14 protein-coding genes are annotated in these 11,840 nt (G+C 36.3%); 4 read left to right on the top strand and 10 right to left on the bottom strand.

Going from position 1 to position 11,840, the window contains the following annotated elements:
- Positions 1–171: 171 nt before the first annotated feature.
- The gene (locus tag V7127_RS13685; protein ID WP_335348335.1) at positions 172–1,113 is read right to left on the bottom strand and encodes a UPF0104 family protein; all 942 of its coding nucleotides are present in this window, start codon (positions 1,111–1,113) and stop codon (positions 172–174) included.
- A 151-nt stretch (positions 1,114–1,264) separates the two neighbouring features.
- Between V7127_RS13685 and V7127_RS13680 the strand changes: the two genes are divergently transcribed.
- Positions 1,265–1,552 (top strand): hypothetical protein, encoded by a 288-nt coding sequence (locus tag V7127_RS13680; protein WP_335486869.1) that lies wholly within the window; start codon positions 1,265–1,267, stop codon positions 1,550–1,552.
- A 25-nt stretch (positions 1,553–1,577) separates the two neighbouring features.
- Positions 1,578–2,375, top strand: coding sequence for a membrane protein insertase YidC (yidC, locus tag V7127_RS13675; protein ID WP_335486866.1), 798 nt, complete (start codon positions 1,578–1,580; stop codon positions 2,373–2,375).
- A gap of 26 nt (positions 2,376–2,401) precedes the next feature.
- Here the strand turns inward: yidC and crcB (V7127_RS13670) are convergent, their stop codons facing one another.
- A complete protein-coding gene (gene crcB, locus V7127_RS13670) occupies positions 2,402–2,761 on the bottom strand; it encodes a fluoride efflux transporter CrcB (RefSeq protein ID WP_335486863.1) in 360 nt (119 codons plus the stop codon).
- Positions 2,758–3,147 carry a fluoride efflux transporter CrcB gene (crcB, locus tag V7127_RS13665; protein ID WP_335486860.1) on the bottom strand — a complete coding sequence of 130 codons (390 nt, stop codon included), beginning with the start codon at positions 3,145–3,147 and terminating at the stop codon, positions 2,758–2,760. The genes crcB (V7127_RS13670) and crcB (V7127_RS13665) overlap by 4 nt, the downstream gene beginning before the upstream one ends.
- 176 nt (positions 3,148–3,323) lie before the next feature.
- Here crcB (V7127_RS13665) and V7127_RS13660 point away from each other — a divergent pair, with 176 nt between their 5' ends.
- Positions 3,324–3,887, top strand: coding sequence for a YhcN/YlaJ family sporulation lipoprotein (locus tag V7127_RS13660; protein ID WP_335486857.1), 564 nt, complete (start codon positions 3,324–3,326; stop codon positions 3,885–3,887).
- Positions 3,888–3,934: 47 nt separating this feature from the next.
- Here the strand turns inward: V7127_RS13660 and V7127_RS13655 are convergent, their stop codons facing one another.
- The 5 genes from V7127_RS13655 to V7127_RS13635 all read right to left on the bottom strand — a co-directional run bounded on the left by V7127_RS13655 (position 3,935) and on the right by V7127_RS13635 (position 7,259).
- A complete protein-coding gene (locus tag V7127_RS13655) occupies positions 3,935–5,404 on the bottom strand; it encodes a pyruvate kinase (protein ID WP_335486854.1) in 1,470 nt (489 codons plus the stop codon).
- A 119-nt stretch (positions 5,405–5,523) separates the two neighbouring features.
- Positions 5,524–5,727 carry a DUF6501 family protein gene (locus tag V7127_RS13650; protein WP_335345391.1) on the bottom strand — a complete coding sequence of 68 codons (204 nt, stop codon included), beginning with the start codon at positions 5,725–5,727 and terminating at the stop codon, positions 5,524–5,526.
- A 41-nt stretch (positions 5,728–5,768) separates the two neighbouring features.
- Complete coding sequence (locus V7127_RS13645; protein WP_335486851.1) at positions 5,769–6,008, bottom strand: hypothetical protein; 240 nt, start codon at positions 6,006–6,008, stop codon at positions 5,769–5,771.
- A gap of 135 nt (positions 6,009–6,143) precedes the next feature.
- Complete coding sequence (locus tag V7127_RS13640) at positions 6,144–6,317, bottom strand: hypothetical protein (protein WP_335345389.1); 174 nt, start codon at positions 6,315–6,317, stop codon at positions 6,144–6,146.
- Positions 6,318–6,461: 144 nt separating this feature from the next.
- Complete coding sequence (locus V7127_RS13635) at positions 6,462–7,259, bottom strand: VOC family protein (protein ID WP_335486848.1); 798 nt, start codon at positions 7,257–7,259, stop codon at positions 6,462–6,464.
- 194 nt (positions 7,260–7,453) lie between these two features.
- On the opposite strand from V7127_RS13635, the gene sda reads away from it, so the two are divergent.
- On the top strand, positions 7,454–7,585 hold the full coding sequence (gene sda / locus V7127_RS13630) for a sporulation histidine kinase inhibitor Sda (protein WP_066287900.1): 132 nt from the start codon (positions 7,454–7,456) through the stop codon (positions 7,583–7,585).
- A 92-nt stretch (positions 7,586–7,677) separates the two neighbouring features.
- Here sda and odhB read toward each other — a convergent pair whose 3' ends face one another.
- Together odhB and V7127_RS13620 are read right to left on the bottom strand one after the other, a co-directional pair.
- Positions 7,678–8,940: a 2-oxoglutarate dehydrogenase complex dihydrolipoyllysine-residue succinyltransferase gene (gene odhB / locus V7127_RS13625; protein WP_335345387.1), complete on the bottom strand. Its 1,263-nt coding sequence runs from the start codon at positions 8,938–8,940 to the stop codon at positions 7,678–7,680.
- Position 8,941: 1 nt separating this feature from the next.
- Positions 8,942–11,782: a 2-oxoglutarate dehydrogenase E1 component gene (locus V7127_RS13620; RefSeq protein ID WP_335486845.1), complete on the bottom strand. Its 2,841-nt coding sequence runs from the start codon at positions 11,780–11,782 to the stop codon at positions 8,942–8,944.
- Positions 11,783–11,840: the final 58 nt, after the last annotated feature.

Genomic DNA, 11,840 nt, shown 5'->3' with positions numbered 1-11,840 from the left:
TATGCAGAGTTAGACTATCATCCTGAAAATAATGATGCATTAAAAATCCCCCTAGCAAAGTATTAATACTACCATTTTACCCTCTAAATTGTAGGATTACACAATATTGAACCGATAGAAATGTATATAAAAAACTAAACAAAAGGACTTGATAGAAAAAAGTCACTTTGTTTAGCTTTGATTTTTTTTAGCAGCCATTTGAAAAATTACAAAAGGCGTGCTTAATAAAACAGGAAAAATATAATAGCTAAGCCGATAAAACATGATAATTAACAAGCTTAATTCTGCTGGAATCCCGTATGTCTCCATTCCAATAAGAAAAACTAAGTCAAATGACCCAATCCCTCCTGGAATAAGGCTAATGATACCTGCACAAGCCGAGATAATCACGATCGGAAAAATAATTGAAAATGGAACAGCTACGCTCAATAAGTGAGCAATCCCCCATATACATATTCCAACAAATAACCATTCAAATATGGAGATGGTTATTAATTCAGCAATAAAACCCTTTTGTAAGTTTTCCAAGCTCCAAAACTTTTTTCTAAATGAAAAAAGAATAAGTAAAACCGGTGTATAGGCTGCAATAGCCCAGACGGCAAATTTCATAAACTTGATTTCGGCATAAACATGCATATCCGTAAAGGCTACTTGCCAGGAAAGAATAGATAGCCCTGTTAAATAAAACAGAGAAATTTTTGCAATGATCCTAATGACAGGAATAGAATCAGTCGCATATTTGCGATAATAAATAGATCGTAAAGTTGCTCCAGCCACCCCGCCAAATCCAACTAAATTTGAGAACGCATTTGCAGATAAGGAATAAAAAATAAACTGCCTCTTTCGAACTCTGCTTTTAAATATTTGAAAAAGAACCACATCATAAAAAAACATCGGAATCAAGGCAATTAATCCAAGGATAAATATCAAAATAATTCTCTGGAGAGAAAGCCTGTCTAAATATAGGTCAATTAAGTTCCAGTTAAAATCTTTAAACAAACCTTTCGCTTCATAGCTGATTAATAGCAAGATCAGAATTGGAAATAAAACCTTTGCAATTGTTAATAACGTTTTTCGCTTAAAAAAAGACAAAATACCCCACCGTTCAATCAAATAGTCAGTCCATCCTATATTCTATTACTTCCTTAATATTGGTACAACCATTATATTTTAGCTCCCATTAAATTGGATAGTGTTTTCAATTGCGCCGTAATCAAAAATCAATTATAATTTACCCATTGCCCTAAAATACTGAGGTGAGTATATGTTAGATTTTTTGATGGATGCTTCCAATATTCCGGCTGATCATGCCATCTATGTCAGTTTTATATTAGGGCTCATAATGAAATTTTTATGGGTATGGAATATCCAATACTCTTTTTATGATTCAATAAATAATACAGATCGATTGGATTCTAATACAATTATTCCAATTCAGCATTTAAGAATGAATGTTCAAAGGAATCCATTTTTAATTTGGATATCAAAATGTGCAAGAAAAATAGATGATCAAAGCGATGATCCAGACAGTGACTCCTTCCAACTAAGTTAAAACAAAACTAGGAGGAGTCACACAAATGAAAAACAAGAAAAATATTTTTCTATTCACGCTAATATCAGTCGCAGTCTTATTATTATCAGCATGTTCTTCTCAAAATGGCCAAAGCAATGATGGATTTTTTCATAAATTTCTTGTCGAACCTTTTTCAACACTCATTCATGGAACAGCTGCCATTTTTCATGATAATTATGGGATTGCGATTATCATCATTACTCTTGGCATTAGGCTAATACTTATGCCGTTTATGTTAAAACAGTATAAAAACCAGCGCCTCATGAAAGAAAAAATGGACGCTTTAAAGCCTGAAATGGACGAGATCCAAAAGAAATTGAAAGAAACAAAGGACCCGAAAGAACAGCAAAAGCTGCAACAAGAATTAATGGGCCTTTACAAGAAGCATGGTGTGAATCCGCTAAATATGGGATGTCTGCCAATCCTTATTCAAATGCCAATTTTAATGGGATTTTATTATGCCATAAGAGGATCAGAAGAAATTGCCACCCACTCCTTCTTGTGGTTTAATCTTGGTCACGCTGATATTTGGATTACAGTTGCTGCGGGGATCGTATACTTCTTTCAATTCAAGGTTTCACAGGCAACAATGCCTATTCAACAGCAGCAACAGATGAAATTTATGGGGCTCTTGTCTCCGATTATGATTGTAATGGTTTCTTTAAATGCACCAGCTGCATTACCACTATATTGGACTGTCGGCGGTATATTCCTAACGATTCAAACAATAATTGGGAAAAGGCTTTACCCGTCTGAAAAAAAGGAAGTACTGCAAACATCAAATTCGATTAGCGACAAATAGAAAAGAGGGTGATTTAATCACCCTCTTTACATTTTCCCTATGATAAAGCCAAAAAATGCAAGCACTATCCCTAATAAATAGGTTAACATTAAATAGGTAATGGCTTGTACCTTTTTATTTGCCTGCAGAAGCATAACAGCCTCCAAATTAAATGTTGAATAAGTGGTGAATGCACCCATAAACCCTGTTCCCATTAAAAAATGAATATGCTCACCTTCACCCATTCCGATGATGACTCCTAATAAAAAAGACCCCACTAAATTAACAAAAAGCGTTCCAAAAGGGATTTTATCCTGTACATGACTATTCAATAGTATAGAAAGTTTATACCTGCAAATAGCTCCAAGGAATCCGCCTATACAGATTAACAATATATTTATGATCATTTTTCTTCCTCACGATCCCGCTGTTCCACTAATTTAAAGCCTAAGTAAATGGCAGCTAGCCCCCCAAATAAGCTAATGAAAACATATAAAAAAGCAAAAAAATACGATCCGCGAGTCAATAATAGAACGGCATCTGAGCTTAATGTTGATAACGTTGTAAAGGAGCCAATTGCTCCCGTACTAATAGCAACCTTTAATTGTTGATTCATTCTCCCGCTTAGGCTAAATTTCTTTGTAAATAATCCTAAAAGCAGTGCTCCAATAATATTGGTTATAAGTGTACCGATGGGAAAACCTTCTCCCCAAAGGGAAACAGAAATCGTGAATAAGAAAAATCTAAGGAGACTTCCAACTATACCCCCTATCCCAATAAATACATATGTCAATAAAATCTCCTGCTTTCATTATTAGTTCATTAGATAATAACTAAAAAAATTTATGTATTGTATTCAGTCTGTCATTTATGACCTTATATTGCAAAAGTTCCATGGATATTATGGATAAAAAAATGGAAACATAGTGATGTAGTATTAAAAAGAGTAATAAAAAAGGGGGTAAATTTATGAAAGTGAAAGCGATTATCGCCTCATTATTTACAATGTCCATTCTTGCTGGATGTGGTGTTAATAATGATAATAATGTGAATGAAACTGCAATGAGAAACCGTGATAACTTGACAAGAGTAAACAATCCAGGCACGAATGACTTTAATGTTTTTGACAACAGGGATATGAGGAATACAAATATAACTCCAGTTAGAAATAATAAAAACGCTCTAAATAATAGCTCGAAAATGCGGGTAGCTGACCGTGCAGCAGATAAAATCGTCTCTATGCCTGAAGTAGATCACGCAAATGTAATTGTGACAGATAATAATGCCTATGTGGCGGCACGGCTAGTTAATAATCAAAATGGCTTATCCCGTGACATAGAACGAAAAATTTCTGATCAAGTAAAATCAGTCGATCGTAGTATTAATGATGTTTATGTATCGGTAAACCCTGATTTCTATGATCGAATGAACAATTATTCAAATGATATTCGCAACGGCCAGCCGGTCGAAGGGCTTTTCGATGAGTTCTCAACTACAGTTCGCCGTGTATTCCCAACCCATTTTAATAAATAATTTTACCACAATAAAAGAGGATCTAACCAAAAAAGTTAGGTCCTCTTTTATTGATTTTGAATAAACGTCTCTTTTCTCCTGTTGGTTTCGGAGGTATGTTTCATTATCATCAGTTCATATAGAGTTTTTAATGCATCAACGGCGTATTCACCTTTATTTAACATAATACAATCAGCTCGGAGCCCCATAAATGCATCCGTTAGTTCAGCTCTTGATGGCATGCCTTTTTTTGTTAGTTGCTCAAGTACACCCGTTGCCCAAATAATTGGAATATGTGCAGCCTGACAAAGATTTATGATTTCCTCTTGGATAGATGCTAATTTAGTAAAACCTAATTCAACAGCAAGATCGCCTCTTGCAATCATTATTCCAAATGAATCGAAATTAAGTCCCTCGATAATAATTTTGGATAAGTTATGGAACGCTTCCTTTGTTTCAATTTTTGCTATGATCCCTATATTCTTTGGCGGCAATGAATGTAAGAGCATCCGAAGTTTCTCTAAATCTCTAGGGTGATGTACAAATGAAAGACCTATGGAATCCGCTAGTCCATGTACAAAAGGAAGGTTCCCTATATCAGTGTTTGTCATGGAAGGCATAATAAAGTGAACAAAAGAGTCAGGAAGATTAAGCCCTTCTTCTTCACGAAGCTTCGTTATTTTTTTATTTGTTTTTAAGATGGTAATACCTATCAATTCATCCGTAATGGAACAAACTTCTCCAATGATTTTTCCGTCATTAAAAAACACTTTGTCTTTCAACGAGACATTTAGTAATGCTTTTGGCGAGTTTATTGAAAAGACTTTAGCTTCCATTGCGAATAATTCTAGAGCTAATTCGTCTCTAATTATTGTAATCATATCTCCTGGCTTCACATTAAAATAAGGTCTTTCCTCATTAGACGGCTTTTCAGGGTAAAATATTTTTTCTACTCTAATTTTTGGACCAGCTAATTCCATATGAATTTTACATAAGTTTCTCTCTTGGCCAAGTTCTAATTCCGCTTCTCGAACACAATCAACAAGCTTTTTCCATATTTCTGGAGAGTCATGAGCACAGTTAATTCGTGCAATATTCATCCCATGGTGAAGCAAATCCTTTATAATCTTTTGATTTTGTAGCATGGATGAATGAAGAGTAACCATAACGGAAGTTTCAGTCCTACCGAACAGCCCCTTATTGCGGTCCTGTTTAATTTGATTGGACATATGCGGACATAGATCATATGTAGAAGATTGATCAATAAACTCTAAGTTATTTAACATTTTTTCAATTGAGTAATGAATATGAGGATGAATAGTTGAGAATGATGATAGGCCTTCCTGCAAAAGAGTAAAATCCAATTTCTCTGAATAAATATCCCTTAATTTTAGGAAAGCTTTTAAATTTTCCTTACTTAGGAAAACTGTAGAGTTTTCATTCATTTCTTGTTGCCCGACAATCATAATGTTTTTATGCAGGCTTGAAAGGATATTATTTAATAAATTTTGGTTTTCTTTTATAACATCTCTAATCATTTGTGAACCACCTCATTATGTATCGTCACATGTTAGTATATGGATTCATCATTAAATGGTGTGATAGGATTTTTATATAAAGAAAAAGCTGTCAACAATTGTTGACAGCTTCTTTGGATTTATGCATCTTGAAAGTAGTCTTTGTAATAGCCTCCGACCTTGCCAGTATTATCAACGATAAAATAAAATTCATCTGTTTCATTTTTTACTTCATATTCTTTACCGGCAGTTAATGCCCTATTGACAATATATTTTGCAGCATTTGTGTGGACGCACTTTACTTTTTTTAATGTTGCACGTTCATTCCAGTTAAGATGAATCAATGTTGCCACTTCCTTTATTTTTAATCTTAGTATAAAGAATTTTAGCTGGTTGCTGCAACATGATTCTTGTTTTTTGTTGAACTTTGCGGATACCGGTAGATTTTTTTACGTATGCTTTTAATTTGATGCTGTTCAAAAGTAAATATCTCAGTTGTAATGACATTTTTCAATGTTATATAGCAAACCTCACAAATGTGATCGATTCTGATAAACTCAAGATGCTCATATAATGTATCTTCGTAAATCAATTCAACTAAACGATAATCAGAGTAATATTTCATATGATGACCTTCTTTCTAAGAAGATGGCATTAGTTATTTACCACTTTCTCAGCATGTTTCAAACTTTAGGAAGGTCTTTTTATGAAAAAATGTTAAGTAAAACTTTAGACTATTCGGAAGGTCTTATAACATAATCTATACACTGTCATGTGTGCATTGGCATGAAGGAAGATGATGGATGACAGGAAGTCTGCAGAGTTGATTATTAATCCCCCTATTCTTTTTTTCATAATAATAATACGGTTTTTTTCTAAGTTCCTCTTGTTTATATTGTTCCAGCTTTTCAATAACATAAATTTGTTCATACATTTAAATTCTCCTCTCTGCTCTTCTTTAAACCTTATAGTATCTAATTATTGGTAAATTCTCATTGACCATGAGAATGAATCCAAATACAGCTTTAGACTGAGAGAGAAATCGAAAAACGCGTTGTCATTAGACAACGCGCAAGTATTATTGATAGTGTGAACCAAATAAGGAAATTGGCTGAGTCAAAATTTCAGGCACAAGCTGAACTGAAAATGGACGTTCTCCTCGTAATTTTAACGTATTATAGATAATTCCCTTTTCATCTAATGGTTCACAGAAGATAATTTTTGTTGATCCACAGTCAATCGTTGTTTTTTTCGTGGAGGAATCTGAATTGTTTACCGTGTATGTAATAGGAAAATCAAAAAGTTTAGACCATTCCTTAGCAGATTTCTCTCCATTTTTACAGGCAAAACTAATAGATTGAATGCGATGTTTTTCTAATTTCTGATCCATCATCCCAAGGTTCTTAAGTTCATTGAAACGATCCTCATCCTGCTGTTCCCATTCAATGAAAAATGGTAATGGCAAGGTTGACTCTTGATTAAGGAAGAGCATTTTCCATTTAATTGTCGATCCATCCTTCCTTTTCCTGCTCCCTGGAAAAATCGGAAATGTTTTGCACCCCTTTTTTTCAAGCTCTTTTTTTACTGTTAAGATATCTGTTGTACGGAAACAGATTTGCCCAATCCCTTCTTCTCTTTGTAAATCTGATACTAATTGTGTAATAAGAGGATTGTCCGAATTTTGAGCGATTTCTTCGTTTTCAATAGCAAGGAATTCGATATATGAGGTGCTATTATAAAGTAAGCTATTAAATGTTCCCCACTTTTCATGACTTCCCCCCATGACTGCTTGTAAGCCAAGCTTTTGCCATGCCTCAATTGCTTTCTTTGGGTCTCCCTTAATAAAATGAACAATATGGTCAAGTTGCAGTTCCATATTAAACCTCCTTTTCTTTAATTAGTTATTTAATCATACAAGCTCTATATGGTTCATTTCAAATATTACTACTTTAAGTTCATATCATATTCTTTTCATTTTTTTTGAAAATAGGGTTTTCAAAACGGATGGAAACGTTTAAAATGGAATGAATAGAAAGAATATTCAATCCAGTTCCTTAGGAGGTAATGCTAATGAAGATTATGAGCAATGAACAGTTGGTCGTCTCTTATCGTGATGCATTAAAGTCTGGTTCAGAGAAAGAATGGGTTTGGATATTGAAAAAGGAAATTATTAAGCGTGGGTTAAAGCCAATTAAGAAGTAAATTTTGATTGATGATTGGGGCGGGAGTTTTTCTCGCCTCTTTTATATGGAAAAAAAGCAGAGTGGCTCTTCTTCCACTCTGCCGAACATATTTTACGCTTCAAAAAGAAGTGATTCAGGGTCTTCAATTAATTCTTTAACACGTTTTAAGAACGTAACGGCTTCTTTTCCATCAACGATTCGATGGTCATATGATAAAGCAATATACATCATTGGACGATTTTCCATTCTTTCAGCATCAATCGCAACTGGACGAAGGTTGATCGCATGCATTCCTAAAATACCGACCTGAGGCCCATTTAGGATTGGAGTAGAAAGCAGTGAACCGAACGTACCGCCATTTGTAATTGTAAAGGTACCGCCTTGAAGATCTTGTAAGCCGAGCTTATTATTTCTTGCTTTTATTGCAAGATCCATAATGTCTTTTTCGATTTCAGCGAAGTTCTTACGGTCTGCATCACGTACAACAGGAACGACTAAACCTTCTTCTGTAGACACAGCCACACCGATGTCATAAAACTTTTTCAAGACAATTTCATCGCCTTGAATTTCAGCATTTAAGAATGGGTTTTTCTTAAGTGCAGCAACGACAGCCTTTGTAAAGAAAGACATAAATCCGAGTTTTACATCATTTTCTTCAAAGAATTTGTCCTTACGTTTTTTACGAAGGTTCATTACATTTGTCATATCTACTTCATTAAATGTCGTAAGCATAGCCGCTGTTTGCTGAACTTCTACAAGTCGATTCGCAATAGTTTGGCGGCGGCGGGTCATTCGGATACGCTCAACCCTTTTTTCTCCATCTTGCTTAATAGGTGCAGGTGCAGCAGCTTTTGGTGCTTGTGCTGGAGCGCTGCTTGCCTGAGCCTGAGGGTTAAAGGTTGAAACATCTTGAGCTCGAACTCTTCCTAGTGGATCTACTGTAGGAACCTGACTTAAATCAATGCCCTTTTCACGCGCCATTTTTCTAGCCGCTGGTGAAGCGATTGGACGCTGTTGGTTTTCGTTAGAAGGAGCCTGCGCAGGAGCACCTGGCTCTGCAGGTTTTGTTTCAGGTACAACAGGTGCTTGTTCTTCTAGAACTGGCGCAGCTGGTTGTGCTTGTTCAGCCCCTGCTTGACCGCTTTCGTCAATAATCGCAATTGTTTCACCAACATTTACATTATCGCCTTCCTGAGCTTTTAATTCTTTTAATACTCCAGTAAAATCAGAAATAATTTCTACATTTACTTTATCTGTTTCTAACTCGACTACGAAATCCCCTTTATTAACGAAATCGCCTGGCTTCCTTAGCCATTGGGCAATGGTTCCCTCTGTTATTGATTCAGCTAGTTCTGGTACTCTGATTTCGGCCACCTTAATTTCCTCCTTCTTGCTTTTGCGTTAATGCTTCTTCAATGATGCGTGCCTGTTCAAGCTTATGAATAATAGGGTCCCCTTCGGATGGGCTAGAACGGCGGCGTCTGCCAACATATGTTACCTCTTTACCTTGTTCAGCAAGCTTTCTCAATCTAGGCTCAACAAAGGTCCATGCCCCCATATTTTTCGGCTCCTCTTGAACCCAGAGAATTTCTTTAAGATTTGGATAACGATTCATAATTTCCTTAAGCGCTTCCATTGGGAACGGATAGATCTCCTCTACACGTACAATATGGAACCAGTCTTGATTCGCAATATTTTTAAGATTTTCAGCTAAATCAATGGCCATTTTACCTGAAGCTAATACTAAGCGCGTCACCTTATCTGTTGCTTTGCCAAGTCCAGGCTGTTCAAGTACAGATTTGAATTCACCTTCACTTAAGTCTTTCGCACTTGATGCAACAAGCTGATGACGGAGAAGACTTTTTGGCGACATAATCACAAGCGGACGGACCTCTTCACGATTTAAAATAGCAGCCTGTCTTCGTAAAATATGAAAATATTGCGCTGATGATGATAAATTTGCCACAGTCCAGTTATTTTCAGCTGCTAAAGTTAAAAATCTTTCTAAACGAGCACTAGAGTGCTCTGGCCCTTGGCCCTCATAGCCATGAGGAAGAAGCATAACAAGACCCGATTTCTGTCCCCATTTAGCACGGCCCGCTGCAATAAATTGATCAAACATTACTTGAGCAGAGTTCGCGAAATCTCCAAATTGGGCTTCCCATAATACTAATGTTTCAGGGGCAAATACGTTATAGCCATATTCAAACCCTAATACCGCCATTTCGGATAATGGACTATTATGAACAGCAAACGATGCTTTAGCCGTTGACATTAAATGCAGGGGAGAATAGGATTTACCGGTTTCGTTATCATGTAAAACGATATTACGGTGAGCAAACGTTCCCCGTTCCGAATCCTGACCTGTTAGCCGGATTGGAGTACCATCAGTTATGATTGAGGCATATGCTAATGTTTCCGCATGCCCCCAATCGATTTTTGCTTCGCCTTCTATTGCATCCAATCTTCTCTTTAAAATCTTGTCGAGTTTATTGAAGACAAGGAAGTTTTCTGGGAAGCCTAAAAGCTCCTGATTTATTTGTTTTAATGCCTCAATTGGGACAGCCGTATCTATTTTTGGCAAGCCCTTTTCAACCATTTCAGGTGGTTCCATATCCTCAATTTCAATTTTTTTATTTGGAACCTTTTCATAGGCGGATTTTAATTTATCGATGATGGCTTCTTCCATTTTCGAAGCTTCATCCTTCGTAACAGCTGCTTGGCTAATAAGCCTTTCTGCATATAAATCCTTTACCGTTACTTCCTGATGGATGATTTTATACATTAATGGATTCGTTGTCATTGGTTCGTCCATTTCATTATGGCCAAATCTGCGATAACCAATTAAATCAATTAAGAAGTCTTTTTGGAATTTCTCTCTGTATTCACATGCTAATCTTGCTGCAGCCACACATGCTTCCGGATCATTAGCATTCACATGTAGAATTGGAATTTCATAGCCCTTAGCTAAATCACTTGAATACCTTGTTGAACGGGAGTCATAGGATTCAGTCGTAAATCCAATCGTATTATTCGCAATAATATGTATAGACCCGCCGGTGTCATACCCTTTCAGCTGACCGAGGTTTAGAGTTTCTGCAACAACTCCCTGACCTGGGAAGGCTGCATCACCATGAATAATAATGGAGAGAGCAGACTGGAAATCTACTTCAGGATATCCTTTTCTTGTCCGATCATCCTGTGCTGCACGGGTATATCCTTCAACAACTGCGCCGACAAATTCTAAATGGCTCGGGTTATTAGCTAGTGTCAACCTCGCAATAGTTGTATTTTCATCTTTAATTTGCTTATCCAGGCCAAGGTGATATTTTACATCCCCTGTCCATCCATAGCTTATGCCAATGGAACCCTCAGATGGAACAAGCTCTTTATTAGGAGCGTGCTGGAATTCTGCAAAAATCATTTCATATGGCTTTCCAAGAACATGAGCAAGGACATTAAGGCGTCCACGGTGTGCCATCCCAATATTTATCGTTTTAGTCCCATTTGAAACTGATTCAGAAACAATTTCATCAAGTAAAGGAACCATTGAGTCAAGCCCTTCAATGGAAAATCTTTTTTGACCTACAAATGTTCGGTGCAGATACTTTTCAAATTCCTCTACTTCGGTAAGTCTTCTGAGGATTTTGGTTTTTTCTTCAGCATTTAAATTCAGGTTTAATTGATTGGATTCTATCTTTTTTCTTAGCCATTCTTTCTCATTCTCATCATCTACGTGATGAAATTCGAAAGCAATTGTGCCAGTATACACAGATTTCAAATATTCAATAGCATCGAGCCCGTTACGAAGTGGGATCTTTGCCTCTGTACAAATAAGGTTAGCTGGGATTGCTTTTAAGTCCTCTTCCGTTAATCCATATCGGGAAAGTTCGAAAAGCTTTATCTCTCGATCATGATTTTTTAATGGATAAATATCAGCTGCACGGTGGCCGTAGAATCTAATATTATCCGCTAGACGAATAGCCGCTAATGTTTTCTCTAACTGATTAGATGTAACTGCTACATTTGTCTCTGATTTAGGGATATTACTATTCTCTGTAACAGGTGACCCTGTCTCATCGAAATAGGCCCTCATTTCCGGATCAATGGAATCAGGATCTTGCAAATAGTTTTCGTACAACTCAATGACATAGCCAAGGTTAGGACCATAAAACCCTTGATTAAAAGGCCGCTCACCATTCAATGGCTTTTTCATGTAAAAAAACCTCCACCACTATATTTGAAAAGTTTAATATTCATTATTCTTTCCCTAA

Origin of the sequence: Bacillus sp. JJ1773, assembly GCF_036962035.1 — a bacterium.
Classification (GTDB): Bacteria; Bacillota; Bacilli; order Bacillales; family Cytobacillaceae; genus Cytobacillus.
Note: the sequence above shows the minus strand (reverse complement) of the source record. Positions and strands in the feature narration are given on the sequence as shown.

What these genes read in the sequence shown, in the direction of transcription:
- V7127_RS13680 (WP_335486869.1), top strand. Translation starts at nt 1,265, where the DNA reads ATGTTAGATTTTTTGATGGATGCTTCCAATATTCCGGCTGATCATGCC.
- yidC (WP_335486866.1), top strand. Translation starts at nt 1,578, where the DNA reads ATGAAAAACAAGAAAAATATTTTTCTATTCACGCTAATATCAGTCGCA.
- crcB (WP_335486863.1), bottom strand. Translation starts at nt 2,761, where the DNA reads ATGATCATAAATATATTGTTAATCTGTATAGGCGGATTCCTTGGAGCT.
- V7127_RS13660 (WP_335486857.1), top strand. Translation starts at nt 3,324, where the DNA reads ATGAAAGTGAAAGCGATTATCGCCTCATTATTTACAATGTCCATTCTT.
- V7127_RS13655 (WP_335486854.1), bottom strand. Translation starts at nt 5,404, where the DNA reads ATGATTAGAGATGTTATAAAAGAAAACCAAAATTTATTAAATAATATC.
- V7127_RS13645 (WP_335486851.1), bottom strand. Translation starts at nt 6,008, where the DNA reads ATGAAATATTACTCTGATTATCGTTTAGTTGAATTGATTTACGAAGAT.
- V7127_RS13640 (WP_335345389.1), bottom strand. Translation starts at nt 6,317, where the DNA reads ATGTATGAACAAATTTATGTTATTGAAAAGCTGGAACAATATAAACAA.
- V7127_RS13635 (WP_335486848.1), bottom strand. Translation starts at nt 7,259, where the DNA reads ATGGAACTGCAACTTGACCATATTGTTCATTTTATTAAGGGAGACCCA.
- sda (WP_066287900.1), top strand. Translation starts at nt 7,454, where the DNA reads ATGAAGATTATGAGCAATGAACAGTTGGTCGTCTCTTATCGTGATGCA.
- V7127_RS13620 (WP_335486845.1), bottom strand. Translation starts at nt 11,782, where the DNA reads ATGAAAAAGCCATTGAATGGTGAGCGGCCTTTTAATCAAGGGTTTTAT.